The 14,485-nt window shown below is 69.1% G+C and carries 15 protein-coding genes; all 15 read left to right on the top strand.

Going from position 1 to position 14,485, the window contains the following annotated elements; genetic code table 11:
• The first annotated feature begins 26 nt into the window (after window positions 1-26).
• The 15 genes from ACZ7N4_RS36465 to ACZ7N4_RS36395 all read left to right on the top strand — a co-directional run bounded on the left by ACZ7N4_RS36465 (window position 27) and on the right by ACZ7N4_RS36395 (window position 14,479).
• Entirely contained in the window at window positions 27-467 is a 441-nt protein-coding gene (locus ACZ7N4_RS36465; protein ID WP_471367705.1) for a hypothetical protein, read from the top strand.
• 110 nt (window positions 468-577) lie between these two features.
• Window positions 578-742: a hypothetical protein gene (locus ACZ7N4_RS36460; RefSeq protein WP_471367703.1), complete on the top strand. Its 165-nt coding sequence runs from the start codon at window positions 578-580 to the stop codon at window positions 740-742.
• Window positions 743-745: 3 nt separating this feature from the next.
• Window positions 746-1,111, top strand: coding sequence for a phage tail fiber protein (locus ACZ7N4_RS36455; protein ID WP_471367701.1), 366 nt, complete (start codon window positions 746-748; stop codon window positions 1,109-1,111).
• Between the two features lie 35 nt (window positions 1,112-1,146).
• Entirely contained in the window at window positions 1,147-2,334 is a 1,188-nt protein-coding gene (locus tag ACZ7N4_RS36450) for a LamG-like jellyroll fold domain-containing protein (RefSeq protein ID WP_471367699.1), read from the top strand.
• Between the two features lie 14 nt (window positions 2,335-2,348).
• The gene (locus ACZ7N4_RS36445) at window positions 2,349-3,413 is read left to right on the top strand and encodes a hypothetical protein (protein ID WP_471367697.1); all 1,065 of its coding nucleotides are present in this window, start codon (window positions 2,349-2,351) and stop codon (window positions 3,411-3,413) included.
• The gene (locus ACZ7N4_RS36440) at window positions 3,410-3,793 is read left to right on the top strand and encodes a hypothetical protein (RefSeq protein ID WP_471367695.1); all 384 of its coding nucleotides are present in this window, start codon (window positions 3,410-3,412) and stop codon (window positions 3,791-3,793) included. The genes ACZ7N4_RS36445 and ACZ7N4_RS36440 overlap by 4 nt, the downstream gene beginning before the upstream one ends.
• A complete protein-coding gene (locus ACZ7N4_RS36435) occupies window positions 3,790-4,374 on the top strand; it encodes a helix-turn-helix domain-containing protein (protein WP_471367693.1) in 585 nt (194 codons plus the stop codon). The genes ACZ7N4_RS36440 and ACZ7N4_RS36435 overlap by 4 nt, the downstream gene beginning before the upstream one ends.
• The gene (locus tag ACZ7N4_RS36430) at window positions 4,371-4,829 is read left to right on the top strand and encodes a hypothetical protein (RefSeq protein WP_471367691.1); all 459 of its coding nucleotides are present in this window, start codon (window positions 4,371-4,373) and stop codon (window positions 4,827-4,829) included. Before ACZ7N4_RS36435 ends, ACZ7N4_RS36430 begins: the two co-directional genes overlap by 4 nt.
• Window position 4,830: 1 nt before the next feature.
• Window positions 4,831-5,586 carry a hypothetical protein gene (locus ACZ7N4_RS36425; protein ID WP_471367689.1) on the top strand — a complete coding sequence of 252 codons (756 nt, stop codon included), beginning with the start codon at window positions 4,831-4,833 and terminating at the stop codon, window positions 5,584-5,586.
• Window positions 5,586-6,032, top strand: coding sequence for a hypothetical protein (locus tag ACZ7N4_RS36420; RefSeq protein ID WP_471367687.1), 447 nt, complete (start codon window positions 5,586-5,588; stop codon window positions 6,030-6,032). Before ACZ7N4_RS36425 ends, ACZ7N4_RS36420 begins: the two co-directional genes overlap by 1 nt.
• Before the next feature lie 6 nt (window positions 6,033-6,038).
• A complete protein-coding gene (locus ACZ7N4_RS36415) occupies window positions 6,039-6,446 on the top strand; it encodes a hypothetical protein (protein WP_471367685.1) in 408 nt (135 codons plus the stop codon).
• Window positions 6,447-6,457: 11 nt separating this feature from the next.
• On the top strand, window positions 6,458-6,907 hold the full coding sequence (locus ACZ7N4_RS36410) for a hypothetical protein (RefSeq protein WP_471367683.1): 450 nt from the start codon (window positions 6,458-6,460) through the stop codon (window positions 6,905-6,907).
• Between the two features lie 129 nt (window positions 6,908-7,036).
• Window positions 7,037-11,107: a phage tail protein gene (locus ACZ7N4_RS36405; protein ID WP_471367681.1), complete on the top strand. Its 4,071-nt coding sequence runs from the start codon at window positions 7,037-7,039 to the stop codon at window positions 11,105-11,107.
• Between the two features lie 15 nt (window positions 11,108-11,122).
• Window positions 11,123-11,632, top strand: a complete 510-nt coding sequence (locus tag ACZ7N4_RS36400; protein WP_471367679.1) for a hypothetical protein — start codon at window positions 11,123-11,125, stop codon at window positions 11,630-11,632.
• 3 nt (window positions 11,633-11,635) lie between these two features.
• Window positions 11,636-14,479 carry a hypothetical protein gene (locus ACZ7N4_RS36395; RefSeq protein ID WP_471367677.1) on the top strand — a complete coding sequence of 948 codons (2,844 nt, stop codon included), beginning with the start codon at window positions 11,636-11,638 and terminating at the stop codon, window positions 14,477-14,479.
• The last annotated feature ends 6 nt before the right edge of the window (window positions 14,480-14,485 follow it).

The raw sequence follows: 14,485 nt of genomic DNA, 5'->3' as shown, positions 1-14,485 counted from the left end.
CCGCTCACCAGACGAAAGGAAACCCGATGTCTCAGAAGGGCCTCGGACGCCTCTACAACACCACCCCCGCCGCCGACGGCGTGTGGATCGCCCTCAAGGGCGCCGCAGCCGGCGTCGACTTCAGCTGCTACCTCGCGGGCGCGGCCGGCGACACGTACACCCTCCAGGAAGCCAAGGACTCCTCCGGTACCGGCGCGCAGAACCTCGCGGTCATCACCGAGTACCACACCTGCACCGGCAACGGCTCGGACACGTGGACGAAGCGCACCCAGGCCGCGGCGGCGACCGTGGTGACGGCGGCGTCGGCCACGCAGAACGCCATGGTCGTCGGGGTCGAAGGCACCAGCCTGTCGGACGGCTACAAGTACGTGAAGCTCACCAGCACCGGCGCGGGCACCGTGAACGCCCTCACCCGCGACCTGCTCGCCCAGCGCGCCCCCGCCAACCTGCCGGCGACCGGGGCCTGATCGTGGCGCTGTGGACGTGTGCCGACTGCACCGCACGGTATGCGGTCGGCGCCCCCCGGTGCCCGCAGTGCGGCTGTCGGGTGCGTGTTGAGGACGGAAGCGAGAACGACATGGCGAAGATCACGGTGCACGGCGGCCCGTCCGACGTGCACGCCGACAGCGGCGAGGACGCCTCTGCTGCGGAGACGCAGCCCGTTGCTCCTGAGCAGAGCGAGGCTCCCAGCCCGGCGCGCACCCGCACGGCGGTCCGCTCCAAGAAGTCCCGGACGGAGTAAGCCGTGAGCGTCGGATTCTCCACTGCGGCGGCGAACAGCGCCCTGGACAGCCTGGGCACCGCGTACTCGTGGATCAAGCTGCACACGGGGGATCCCGGCGCCGCGGGCACCGCGAACGCGGCGGTCGAGACGACGCGGAAGCAGGCGACGTGGGCGTCCGCGTCCGCCGCATCGAAGACCACGACTGCGGACCTGGCCTGGACGGGCGTCGCCGGAACCGAGGACTACACGCACTTCTCGATGTGGACCGCCTCGACCGCCGGCACCTTCGGCGGCTCCGGAACGATCACCGCGAACGCGGTCACCACCGGCGACACGTTCACCATCCCGTCCGGCTCCCTGACCCTCACCCTGCCCGTCGCAGCCTGAACAACCAGCCCAGCCCAGAGAGGAGGTGACCGAGGATGTCCCAGCGCGCCGACGCAGCCACTGACCGCGTCAGCTACACGGCAAGCCCACCGCCTGCCCCAGCGACGGCGTTCACGGCCACCTTCTGGGTACGGCTTCGCGTGGACCGCGACGACTTCTCCACGATGATGCGGCTGCACTCGTCGTCCGGCGGATCGACCACGATCAACATCGCGACCGGCAGCAGCGGCACCACGCCGGTCGTCGTGAGCCCCGGCAACACCAGCGGCATCGTCGGCAGTGACGCGCTCGTGGTCGATGCATGGCGGATGATCGCGGTCACGGTCGCCGGAACCGGCGCCACCGACGGGAAGATCTACACCCGGACCGTCGGCGGCACCACGAAAGTCGTCACCGGGCAGGTATCCGGCGGCAGCACACCCGACGGCATCACCCTGTTCGGCCGGTCCCCGGGCGACGCGAGCGAGTGGTTCAACGGGTGCCTCGCCTACGTACGCGTGTGGTCGGCAGTCCTGACACAGACCGAAATCGAAGCCGAGTGGGCATCACCCACGATCGTCCGCACCTCCGGGGTGTGGGCGAACTGGCCGATGCTCACCAACATCAACGACATCTCCGGCAACGGCCGGAACCTCACCGCCGGATCCACCGCACTCACCACCGAGGACGACCCGCCGCTCACCACGAACGTCACCGGGACTGCTGCTGCCGCCCTCGGTGGCCTCACAGCCACGGCATCCGGCACGCCGACGGTACGCGGCACCGCGGCCGGCCAGTTCGGCGGCCTGGCGGGGACGGCGACCGGCACACGCAAGGTGACCGGGGCAGCCGGGTTCAGTGGGGGCGCTCTGACCGGCGGCGCATCCGGCCTGCGTACCGTGATCGGCTCCGCAGCCGGGCAGCTCGGCGGGCTTGCCGGTACCGCGACGGTGCCATCCCACGTCACCGGGACGGCCACCGCAACGCTTGGTGGGCTCACCGCAACCGCGCACGGGCGTGTCCCCGGCGCCCCCGAACAAGGCTCCTGGTGGGGGCTGGTCGACATCCTCCGCGAGGGCGCCCAGCTGGCCCGTGAGGAACGCGAACGCGAACCCGTCGCCTGCCTCGACTGCGGCGAACCACTCCGCTCCGGGCCGCGCGGTGAGTCCTACTGCCCGTTCGACGGATCCATCTGGGGCCCGGGCGGACGCCGCACCGGCCAAGTCAGCACCACCCGAATCTGAGAGGAGGACGAGAGATGACCCAGCAACCGGTGTACGCGACGCGCGAGGACGTCATGCGCGCGCTCGACTCGAAGCCCACCGCCCGCAACGCGACGCAGATCGACCGGGCCCTCCAGTCCGCCTCACGCGACGTCGAGCACCTGTGCCACAGGCGCTTCTACCCGGAGCAGGACACCAAGTACTTCGACTGGCCGGACTCCCAGTATCGGCCGTCGTGGCGGCTGTGGCTGGACGACAGCGAACTGATCTCCCTCACCTCCGTCACCTCCGGCGGCGTGGCCATCAACCTGGCTGACGTCCTGCTGGAGCCGAACCGGTCCGGCCCGCCGTACACCCGCCTGGAACTGAACATCGGCACGTCGGCTGCGTGGGGCGGCGGCAGCACCCACCAGCGGGACATCACCATCACCGGCCTGTGGGGCTATCGCAACGACGAGACCAGCGTCGGCGCCCTCGCCGGCGCCATCGCCTCTACCACCGCGACCACGGTGGCGGTGGACGGGACGACCGCTGCGGCCCTCGGCGTCGGCTCTGTGGTCCGTGTCGATTCGGAACGGATGCTCGTCACCGGCCGGACCATGGCCACCACCGGACAGACGCTCGGCGCGGATCTTGACCAACAGGTCAAGACCGTGACTCTCCCCGTCGCCGACGCGTCCGAGTTCGCGGTGGACGAGACCATCCTGATCGACGCCGAGCGCATGCTCATCGTGGACATCGCCGGCAACAGCCTGATCGTCCGCCGGGCGTGGGACGGCACCGCGAACGCCGCCCACACCAGCGGCACCGCGATCTTCGCCCTGCGTGCCCTCACTGTGGCCCGCGGCGCGCTCGGCACCACCGCAGCCACCCACACCAACGGCGCGGCCGTCGTGCGCTGGGACCCGCCCGCCCTGGTCCGGGACCTGGTCATCGCCGAGGCGATCGGCCGGCTCACTTCCGAGACGTCCGGGTACACGCGCGCGCTCCGCGCGGGCGAGGGCAGCGGGGAACGGAACCGGGATTCAGGCGCGATCATGGCGCTGCGGCAGGCCGTGTACGACGCGGTCGGCCGCAAGGGGCGGGTGAGGTCCGTATGAGCATCGACATTGACTTCCGAGGCCCCCTCTTCGACGGGCGCGCGGCTCGCGCTATCGAAGAGTTTGTCGACGCTGCGCGCGAGGACGTTGCCGAGTTCGGCGAGGAGATTGCGCTGGCCCGCATGGGTGCGTACTTCCGGCGGCCGACGGGCTACTACGAGTCCAACGTCACTACCACGCGCGTGGGTTCGGACACCTCCCTGGTTCACGACGACGGCGTAGTCTATGGACCATGGCTAGCTGGAGTGGGAAGCAGGAACTCCCCGGTGACGAGGTTCAAGGGCTACACGCACTGGCGGGAAGCGAAGGAGCTGGTCCGGACGCGGGGTCCCCAGATCGCGGATCGCACCCTGACCCGATACGTCGGGAGGATGCAGTGAGCGCGAAGGAGCTGGAGCGCCGCCGGAAGATCTCCGAGGCGAAGAAGGGCAAGAAGCGCCCGGACGTGGCCGATCGAAACCGATCCGCCGCCATGCGCGCGCTGCCGCGCGTCATCTCCGCCGAGGCACGCGAGCGCATGTCCCGCGATCGTACGAAGCACGGACACTCCCGTAGGCGTCCTGAGGGACGCCAGGGCACCGCGACCTACTACATCTGGGCAGCGATGGTCCAGCGCTGCACCAACCCCAACAACGCGGACTACCCCGACTACGGCGCTCGCGGCATCACCGTGTGCGAACGCTGGCGGGACTTCCGCAACTTCCTCGCCGACATGGGCGAGAAGCCCAACGGCATGTCCATCGACCGCATCAACAATCACGGCAACTATGAGCCGAGCAACTGCCGCTGGGCCACCGCTGAAGAGCAGGCCCGGAACAGCCGCAAGGTCAGGATCACGGACGCCGATGTGGCCTGGGTGCGTGCCAACCCCGACAAGACACTCGCCGAACTGGCCGAGGCGCTCGGAGTCGGCAAGTCAACCATCGGCCGCATCCGCAGAGGGGAGGGCCGATTCGAATGAGCCTCGACATCACGGGGATCCTCGATGCGGCCGTCTCCCACGCGTCCGCCTCCGGCTACTTCGACCAGGTCAACGGGCACGAGCCGATCCACCCGGCGGTTTCCGGCGGCCTCACCGCCGGGGTGTGGGTGGACCGGGTCACCCCGGTCCGCTCGTCCGGCCTGGACTCGGTGACCGCGCTCGTCGTCCTCAACGTCCGCCTGTACACGTCGGCGCAGCATCTGCCGCTCGACGCGATCGACCCCAACATGGTCGCCGCAGTCGACGCCCTCTGCACCGCCTACGCGGGCGACTTCACCCTCGGCGGCCTGATCCGTCAGGTCGACATCTTCGGCACCTACGGCCAGTCCCTGGACGTGCGCGCCGGCTACCTGCCCCAGGACGGGGTGTTGCAGCGGGTCATGACGATCTGGCTGCCCTGCATCGTCAACGACCTATGGGAAGAGGTGGCGTAGCGTGGCCAAGTCCAGCGGCCTCGGCGACAACCTGTACATCGCTGGGTTCAACGCCTCCGGGGACATTCAGTCCCTCGGCAACATCGGCGGCGGCCCGGCGCTGCTGAACATGACCGGCATCGACAAGAGCGCCTACGAACGGCAGGGCGGCCTCAGGTCGGGCCAGTTCGAGATGACGACGTTCTTCAACTCGGTGGCCGTTACCGGGGCCACGCACGAGAAGCTGTCCGCGCTGCCCCGCACGGACGTCATCATGACGTACTGCCGCGGCACCACCCTTGGCGACCCAGCCGCCTCCCTCGTCGCCAAGCAGACGAACTACGACCCGCAGCGCGGCGACGACGGCATGATCACTTTCAGCGTGTCCGCACAGTCCAACGGCTACGGCATCGAGTGGGGCCGGCAACTCACCGCGGGCGTGCGGACGGACACGGCTGCGACGCTCGGCACGAGCATCGACACCACCGCAGCAGCGAGCTTCGGTGGGCAGGCCTACCTCCAGGTGTTCTCCTTCACTGGCACGGACGCCACCGTGAAGATCCAGGACTCGGCGGACAACTCGACGTTCGCCGACGTATCCGGGCTGGCCTTCACTCAGATCACCGGCGGCGCCCCGCTCGCTGAGCGGATCGCGACCGGCAACACGGCGACGATCCGCCGCTATGTCCGGGTGATCACCACCACGACAGCCGGATTCACCTCCCTCGCCTTCTCCGTGAACTTCATCAAGAACGATATTGCCGGGGTGACCTTCTGATGACCGCGCGACTCTTCCGCATCGAACCCGCGATGCCCCCTGAGGCGTACAAGACCTTCGCCATGGTCTCCCCGATCGAGACCCACATGCGGCAAGCCACCTGCGAAGAGGTCGGCTGCGACCACTACACGCAGGGCTGGCGCGTCCACCTCGAAGCCCTCACCCCCGAGCTACAGCACGCGGCCCGTACCTCCGGCAGGAAGTACACCGAACAGCACGTCGCACCAGGGCAGACTTACCTCGTCTTCGAGGCCGGACAGCCCTGCTTTAAGGCGGCGACGCACCGGGCCCCGATCGGCCGGCCGCCGCTGTTCTTGGTGCGGGACGGGGACTATCGCGGCAATCCTCGCCGCACACCAACTCGGCGCTACGACAGGCCGGACCAGTGGGTGGACGACTTCGCCACCCATCAGGACAAGCTCGCCGACGAGATCAGGAAAGGGTGATCACCCATGGCGAAGTCGACCGGCCTCGGCCAGACCACGCTCAGCATCGATGACGCGGGCGGTACCGCTCGCGACATCCGTAACGACATCACCAACTGGCAGCTCTCCACGCCGCGTGGCGTGCAGGACGTGACCGGCGTGGACAAGTCGGCGAACGAGCGGTTGCTGCTGCTCGCCGACGTCAGCTTCACGGCGAACGGCGTGCACAACCCGGCGACCGGACGGCAGCACGACGTCTTCAAGACCGTGCCCTCGACCTCGGTCGCGCGGACGGTGACCCTCACCGTCAACGGCGTCACCCTGGCGTCGGAGCTCCTGTTCTCCGACTACCAGCTGACCCGGTCCGACAGCGGCGAACTGACCTGGTCCGCGCCCGGCGCCCTCGCCGACGGCACCGTACCGACCTGGGCCTGAGAGGCAGACGCATGGGCTACCGCAAGACGGTCCGCAAGATCGAGGTCTCCCTCAAGGGCCACAAGACCTACGGCGACGACACGGAGTACCCCGTCGCGTACGCACGCGGCAAGAGCCTCCAGGAGTACCTCAACCTGCTCGGCTACGCCGAAACGGAAGGGGACGACGACGCCGGCAGCGGCCTCGTCCGCCAACTGGAGGCGTTCGGTGACGCGCTCGTCTCCTGGAACCTGGAGAACGAGGACGGCACCCCGGTGCCCTGCACCCGCGAGGGCCTGTTCTCCATCGACAACGACCTCGCCCTGGCCCTGGCCACGGAGTGGATCGAGCGGCTCGGCGGCAAGGTGGACGACGCCGACCCTTTGCCCGAGAGCTCGCCCTCTGGCGAGCCGTCCCCGGTGGCGTCCATCCCGATGGAAGCACTGTCGGCCCCCCAGCCGCCTACCAGCGTGCCCGCCTGATCCTCGGCCTCTGCGAGCGGTTCCACTGCCTACCCAGTGCGCTGCTCGCAGAGGACTCCGAACTTCTACACCTGATCGAGATCGAACGGCTCGGCACACCCGAGTACGAGCTGGAGGGAGGGGACGGCCTTGGGTAACGACATCGAAATCCGGGTGCGGGTCGCGAACAACACCGCAGCCGGCCTCGCGGCCGTCAACCGCTCCCTCGACCAACTCCGCGACCAGGCCCGGGAAGCTGGCCGCGGCCTGGACGGGCTGGCGGCACGAGCGACCGCAGCCTCGGTGGCGTTGCGGGCGCTGAAGGACTCCGCGCAGGACGCGGCCCGCGCGCTCCGCTCGCTGAACACCGCAGCCCGGAACGCCGACACCCGCATGACCACGATGTCCGACCGGTCCCGCACTCTGCGCCGGGACACGGACGACCTCGACGGCAGCATGCGACGCCTCACCGGCACCATGGGCGACCTGCGTGGCAACAACGGCCGCCTCAACGCCACCTTCAGCAACAACAGCCGTGGCATGGACCGACTGAAGTCCGCCGCGCTGTCGCTCGCCCCGGCCTTGATCCCCATCGCCGCTGCCACTGTGCCGATCATTGCGAACGTGGGCGCAGCCGGCGCTGCCATCGGCGTGTTCGGGCTGGCGATCGCCGGTCAGATCGGTGCGGTGAAGAGCGCCTCCGACGCACAAGCCAAGTACAGCACTGCGGTAGCCAAGCACGGCCCCGCGTCGAAGCAGGCGGCTGAGGCGGAGGCTCTGTACCTGGAGCAGGTCGGCAACATGGACCCGGCCACCCGCGAAGCCGCCGCCGCGCTCACCGTGCTGACGGGCCAGTACAAGGACTGGTCGAAGTCACTGGCCGGGGACACCATGCCCGTCTTCACCAAGGGCCTCGCGGTCGCCGGCGCACTGTTGCCGAAGCTGACACCCGCGGTGAAGGGCGCCGCGGGCGAGCTGGACCGGTTCATGACCATCCTGGCCGGCGGTGTCCAGTCGGGCGGGTTCTCGAAGTTCATGGACAGCTTCGCGAAGTTTTCGACGGGCGCCCTGTCGAAGGCCAACGACGCGCTGGTGCACTTCATGCGGACCATGTCCAGCGGCGGCGGCAAGTCCCAATTTAAAGACTTCATGGACTACGCCAAGCGCGTCGGCCCCCAGGTTGGGGACACCCTCGTCAACCTCGCCCGGGCACTCGCCCACCTAGTGGCCGCCGCATCCGAGACCGGCGTCAGTCTCCTCACCGTGGTCAACGCGTTCGCGAAACTCACCAATGCCCTGCCCACCGGTCTGCTGTCGTCCCTGCTGCAGTTCGCGGTGGTCATGAAGACGGTGCGGATCGCAGCCGCAGGCATGGCGGCCACTGGCGGCGGCCTGACCGGCGTTGCGACAGCGATCGGTGCGATGCGGACGGCTGCGGCTGGCGCCTCGGGCCGTCTGGCATCGCTGGCGGCGGCGTTCGGGGCGCTTTCCCGGTCGGCGAAGATCGCACTGGTTGGATCTGGCATCGGCATCCTCGTAGTGGCGCTGGCGAAACTGTCAGAGGGCAGTAAGAAGGCACCACCGGACATCGACAAGATGACCACCTCGCTCGGTGAACTGGGCCGTACCGGGAAGGCCACTGGCGAGGCCATCCGGGTGTTCGGCAAGGGCCTGGACGGCCTCGCGTACGCCGCTGACCGGGTCGGCGGCAAGTCCGAGGGCATGGACAAGTTCAACGACGTCATGAACAGCATCTTCACCTTGGGTATGGGGAAGTCGAACAGCCTGAAGGACGCCGAGAAGCAAATCGACTCCCTCGACAAGGGCCTCGCGAACCTGGTGCGCGGCGGGAAAGCGAAGCTCGCCGCCGCTGCCCTGAAGGAACTGCAGGCGGCGTACGCGAAGAAGGGCGGCGACCCGAAGAAACTTGCCGGCGAGATGGACGACTACAAGTCCGCTCTCGCGGACGCGGCGCTGGAAGCCAAGCTCACCGCCGACTCGATGGGCCTGTTCGGGACGGCGGCGCAGGCGACGTCGGCGAAGCTCGACGCGCAGAAGGCCAGCGCGGATGGCCTGCGCCAGTCGATCCAGGCGCTCAACGACGTCCAGCGCGCCGGGCTGGGCGGCATGATCGGCTTCGAGGCGGCCATCGATGCCGCCGCGAAGGCCGCGAAGGACAATCACGACTCGCTGAGCATGACCAACGGCGTCCTCAACCTCAACGGCGAGAAGGCCCGGAACGCCGCGGCGGCGCTGCAGGATCTCGCAGACAAGACCGACGCGGCAGGTGCGAGTCAGCGTGAGGCAGGGGCGAGCTGGGAGACCGTCAACGGAATCTACGATCGGGGTCGGCAGAAGCTGATTGACTACGCTCAGGCGATGGGCCTGAGCGAGCCTCAGGCGAAGGCACTGGCCAGCCAGCTGCTGAAGATTCCGACGGACGTCAAGTCCAAGGTGGACCTGGACGCGGACGACGCGAAGGCGGGTATCCAGGCATTTAACGCCGCCGTAAAGGCGGCCCCGGGCTCGAAGAAGGTCACGCTCTCGGCCCTGTCCGCCAGCGCCGAGAAGGTTTTGGAGTCGTTCGGGTACAAGGTCAAGCGGCTCCCGAACGGACGGGTCCAGGTCACCGCCGCAACCGGCGGCGCGCTCTCGGGAATCCGGAACGTCGCCGGGGCCATTGCCGCGCTGCACGGTAAGAACCTCACCGTCACCACCACCCACGTCAACAAGTTCGTGTCGGTGCAGGGCGGCGTGACCGTCGCGAAGCGGGACTATGCCACGGGTGGCCTGGTCCGCGGCTACGCCGACGGCGGCGACGTACAAGCGTTCCCGAACGGCGGCTACGTGCAAGGGCCCGGCTCGGGCACCTCGGACAGCATCCTCGCCTACATGGGCTCCGGCGCAGTCGCCGCGGTCTCGAACACCGAGTACGTCGTGAAGGCCGCCGCGGTCCGGAAGTACGGCGTGCGGATGCTCGACGCCCTGAACGAGGGCCGTCTACAGGTCGCTGGGTTCGCGCGAGGCGGTCACCTGTCCAAGGCGCAACAGCGGGCCCGCGCGCAGTCGCAGGCGGAGGCTCAGGCCCGGCATGACGCGATGGGTGACCTGACCATCTCCCACTTCGGGCGGATGGCCGGGTACCGCCACTCCGAGTTCGGGTCGGCGCTCGGCAAGCCGTCCGATGTCGGGTCGCTGGTGAACGCCCTGAACCAGTGGCGCTCGACCATCATGAAGGCGACGCACGGCAGCACCGAGTCCCGGCTGCTGAAGCAGCTCGACTCCGCGGGCAAGCAGCTCCTGAAGTGGGAGAAGCAACTCGGCAGCGTGACGAAGTCGCTGGAGAGCGCGAAGTCCAAGCTGTCCGACCTGAAGAACGCCTCCTCGCAGCTGGCCGCGTCGGTGAAGGGCAACCTCCTCTCCAGCGCGAACATCACCCGCGGCGCGACCGGGGACAGCACGGTGACGCTGTCCTCCATCAAGTCCGGGATGCGGAACAGTAAGGACAAGGTCACCGCGTTCGCCGCCGCGCTCAAGCAGCTCCGCGCGAAGGGCTTCAGCAAGAGCATCATCCAGCAGGTCGCCGAAGCCGGCATTGACGGCGGCGGCCTGGAGACCGCGGGCGCCCTGCTGCAGGCCAGCGCGTCCGAGATCAAGTCGATCAACGACACGCAGGCGCAGATCGAGGCCGCCGCTGGTTCCGCGGGCAAGACAACCGCCGACGCCGTGTACGAGAAGGCGATCCAGGAGCAGACGAAGAACGTCAAGCGCCTGGAGGAGCAGCAGAAGAAGCTCCAGAAGGCCATGGAGAAGCTCGCCGACCGCATGGAGAAGGCCATCGAAAAGGCCTTCGGGAAGAAAGCGAGCGGCGGCATCGTCGGTGCCGCAGCTTCCGGCGGCATCCGGTCCGGCCTCACGCTCGTCGGCGAGCAGGGACCCGAGTTGGCGGACCTGCCCATCGGCTCCCGCGTGTGGTCCAACCCGGACACCCGCCGCAAGCTCGCCGCCGGTCAGGCGCCGTGGGCGTCGATGCTCACCGCACCCCGCCGCGCACCCGCCGCTGTCGGTGCGGCGCCGGCCGCGGGGGATGGCCAGCCGATCGTCATCCAGGTCCGGATCGCTGACAGGGACTTCGGCGAGCTGTGGGTCGACACCGGCCGGAAGGCGGTCAAGACCCGCGGCTCGATCGAGGCAACGCTTCGGCCGCCGCGCGGCCGATAGAGGAGAGGAACGAGAGTGCCGTACACGGTATGGAACGGACCCGCGCCGACGACGGCGGCGCTGGCGTCCGTCACGACTGGCACGAGCATCAAGACGATGCTGCAGCTGGCCACGCCCAGCACCCGCATGATCCAGATCTTGGAGTGGGGGTTCTCCCTGGACGACCCACCCGGCGCCGACGGCGTGGTGGAGCTGCTCCAGACGGACGTTGCTGCCACGGTCACCGCGCACGCGTCGTCCGGGGTCATCAACCTGGACCCGAACGGCACCGCGTCGCTGCTGACGTTGGGCACGAGCGCGACCGGCTACACGGCCACGGTGGAGGGCACGATCACCGCGACGCGCCCCTTCGACGCCGTGTCCCTGTCTTCTGTGAGCGGCGAGTCCGGGCTGAGCTACGTGCGCACGTTCATGCCGGACGACCGGCCCATCGTCGCGGTGTCCAAGTTCCTGAGGATCAGGGCCACGACGCCTACGACCGCCTCGGACATGCGGTGCTTCGTGACATTCGTGGAGGTGGGCTGACCCATGGCCGGGCTCGTCCCTCAGATCGCGGCGCTACGGCGCCGCCTGACGCTGCTGCCTGCGCCCGCGCGCGGCAGCGGGGAGGCGTCCAACGGCGAGCCCGTACAGGTCGAGATCCTCGTCAACGGGGCGTGGGTCGACATCACCTCGTACTGCATGGTCCGAGACGACAGCGGCAACATCGGTATCACCACCGGCATCCGTGACGAAGGATCCCAGACCGAGGCCGGGACCTGCACGCTGGAGCTGGACAACAGGGACGGCCGGTTCTCCCCTCGCAATCCCAGTGGCCCGTACTACGGTTCGATCGGGCGGAACACCCCGGTTCGTGTCAGCGTCCCGGACGGCAGCGGCGGCAAGAGCTACCGGCAGTGGGGCGAGATCTCCGAGTGGGTCCCGAACTGGGACACCAGCGGCTCGGACGTGTGGACGGACGTGTCCGCCAGCGGCATCCTCCGCCGCCTCGCGCAGGGCCCAGCCCCCGAGCACAGTGTCATCTACAACGCGATCACCAATCCGCCGCCGTCCGGTCTGGTGGCGTACTGGCCGTGTGAGGACGCGTCCGGGTCGACGTCGCTGGCGTCCGCGCTGACGACTGGCTCCGCGATGACCTGGACCGGCGTCCCCACCCTCGGCTCGTACTCGGGGTTCGCCGCGTCGGACCCGCTGCCCGACCTCTCCTCTGCGGCCCTGTCCGGCAGTATCCCCGCCTACGACGACCCCAGCGCCACGCAAGTCCGGTTCCTCGCCTACATCCCCGCGGCCGGCCTCGCGCTGGGCAAGGTTCTCTGCGCGATCGACCAGGTCGACTACTCGGCCGGGTCGTCGCAGTTCTGGGAGGTGTACTACGACACGAGCACCCGCAGCCTGACGATCCGTACCTGCGCGTCCGACGGGACCGTGCTGGGCGCCGAGTTGCAGCACAGCCTCGACGTCCGCGGCCGGCTGCTGTACGTCTCGGTCGAACTGCAGGAGTCCGGGGCGAACATCACCCGGACGCTGCGCCTGGTGGACGTCTCCACCAGCCGCGTCTACAGCGTGAACGACACGGTGTTCGTCACCCAGCTGACCCGCGTCACCCGGGTGCAGTTCGGGCCCGCGTCCCGCGCGGTGTCCGGCCCGGCTGGCACATCGCAGCTGCCGGGTGTCGCGATCGGGCATGTCACCGTCGAGAACGCCATCACCGCGATCGGTGCGCTCGGTGTCCGCCTCAACCCGATCGGCGAGACTGCGGGCCGCCGCATGCAACGGCTGTGCGGCGAGGCCGGTCTGGCGTTCGACTGGGTCGGGGACCTGGACGACACGGCGGCGATGGGCGCCCAGGCCCGGCAGAACCTGCTCGCGCAGCTGCAGGAGTGCGCCCTCGCCGACGGCGGCCTGCTGTACGAGAACACCGCCACGCTCGGCATCGGCTACCGCACCCGAACCAGCCTGTACAACCAGGACCCGACGCTGGTCCTGGACTACCCGTCCGGGCAGCTGGCGCAGATCCCGACACCGGTCGAGGACGACCGCTACATCCAGAACAAGGTCACCATCACCGTCGGCGGCGTCAGCGGCACCTACGAGGAAACCACCGGCACCCTGGGCACTGCGCTACCGCCGGCGGGTGTGGGCACGTATGGGCAGGAGACGACGCTCAACCTCGCCGCCTCGGATGCGGCGACGCTGCGGGACCAGGCGGCGTGGCGCGTCCACGTCGGCACGGTGGACGAGGCCCGGTTCCCGCAGATCAGCGTGAACCTCGCGCACCCGTCGATCACGCCGGCGATGCGGCGGGCGATCCTCGGCATGCGCCTCGGCGACCGCGTGCAGATCACCAACCCCCCGAGCTGGCTGCCCCCGGACACAATCGATCAGCTCGTCCTTGGCATGTCCGAGAGCATCACCCACTTCGAGCACCGGGTGACGTTCACGTGCGCGCCCGCGTCCCCGTACTCGTACATCGGCTACCTGGACAGCACGGCGCGGATCGACACGGACGGCTCGGTGCTGGCGGAGCCGGTGACCGCGTCGGGGACACTGCTGGACGTCACCACGGTGAGCGGCCCGATCTGGACCTCGGACAGCAGCGACATGCCGTTCGCGGTCCGGGTCGGCGGCGAGGTCATGACCGTCACCAGCGTCACCCCGCAGCCGTACGACACGTTCGCACGGACGTCGGCCAGCGGCTGGGGCACCACCACCTCCGGGCACACGTGGACGGAAACCGGCGGCGCCGCGGCGGATCGCACGGTGACCGGCACCGCCGGCGTCATCAACCTGGGCGGCACGCCGACGACGATTCGTTTCGACACGGTCGGGTCGGGGATCGCGGACACGCAGGTGCTGGTGTCGATCAGCCCCGGGCAGGTGTCCACCGGCAACAGCCTGGCGCCCGGGGTGGTGATGCGCTGGCAGGACGCCTCGACGTTCTACCGGGTCAGGTTGCTGTTCCGGATCGCCGCGGACGGGCAGACCGTCGGGCTGAACGCGACCAACGGTGGCACGGACCTGGGCACGTACGAGACCGGGCAGACGTACGCAGCGAACGACGTGTGGTGGCTGCGCGCGCAGGTGACCGGGCAGACGATCAGCGCCCGCGCCTGGAAGAGCGGCACGACGGAGCCCAGCGGGTGGCAGCTCGTGACCACGGTGTCGACTGGCACGCTCACCAGCGGTGCGGTCGGTATCTCCGCGTCCGGGGTGCCCGGCATCACCAACGCCTCACCGACCATCTCGTACACCGGGTTCGTCGTGTCCGGCCCGCAGACGTTCACCGTGACCCGCTCCGTCAACGGCGTCGTCAAGGCCCACTCCGCGGGCGAGCAGGTATCGCTCGCCTACCCCACCATCCTCGCCCTGTAGGAGGCA

It is taken from the genome of Streptomyces sp. NPDC107654 (assembly GCF_055639035.1).
This window is presented reverse-complemented; position numbering and strand designations above follow the sequence as displayed.

Excerpts from the sequence above, each read along its gene's own strand:
- ACZ7N4_RS36440 (WP_471367695.1), top strand. The coding sequence starts at position 3,410 with ATGAGCATCGACATTGACTTCCGAGGCCCCCTCTTCGACGGGCGCGCG.
- ACZ7N4_RS36420 (WP_471367687.1), top strand. The coding sequence starts at position 5,586 with ATGACCGCGCGACTCTTCCGCATCGAACCCGCGATGCCCCCTGAGGCG.
- ACZ7N4_RS36395 (WP_471367677.1), top strand. The coding sequence starts at position 11,636 with ATGGCCGGGCTCGTCCCTCAGATCGCGGCGCTACGGCGCCGCCTGACG.
- ACZ7N4_RS36450 (WP_471367699.1), top strand. The coding sequence starts at position 1,147 with ATGTCCCAGCGCGCCGACGCAGCCACTGACCGCGTCAGCTACACGGCA.
- ACZ7N4_RS36410 (WP_471367683.1), top strand. The coding sequence starts at position 6,458 with ATGGGCTACCGCAAGACGGTCCGCAAGATCGAGGTCTCCCTCAAGGGC.
- ACZ7N4_RS36415 (WP_471367685.1), top strand. The coding sequence starts at position 6,039 with ATGGCGAAGTCGACCGGCCTCGGCCAGACCACGCTCAGCATCGATGAC.
- ACZ7N4_RS36430 (WP_471367691.1), top strand. The coding sequence starts at position 4,371 with ATGAGCCTCGACATCACGGGGATCCTCGATGCGGCCGTCTCCCACGCG.
- ACZ7N4_RS36445 (WP_471367697.1), top strand. The coding sequence starts at position 2,349 with ATGACCCAGCAACCGGTGTACGCGACGCGCGAGGACGTCATGCGCGCG.
- ACZ7N4_RS36460 (WP_471367703.1), top strand. The coding sequence starts at position 578 with ATGGCGAAGATCACGGTGCACGGCGGCCCGTCCGACGTGCACGCCGAC.
- ACZ7N4_RS36465 (WP_471367705.1), top strand. The coding sequence starts at position 27 with ATGTCTCAGAAGGGCCTCGGACGCCTCTACAACACCACCCCCGCCGCC.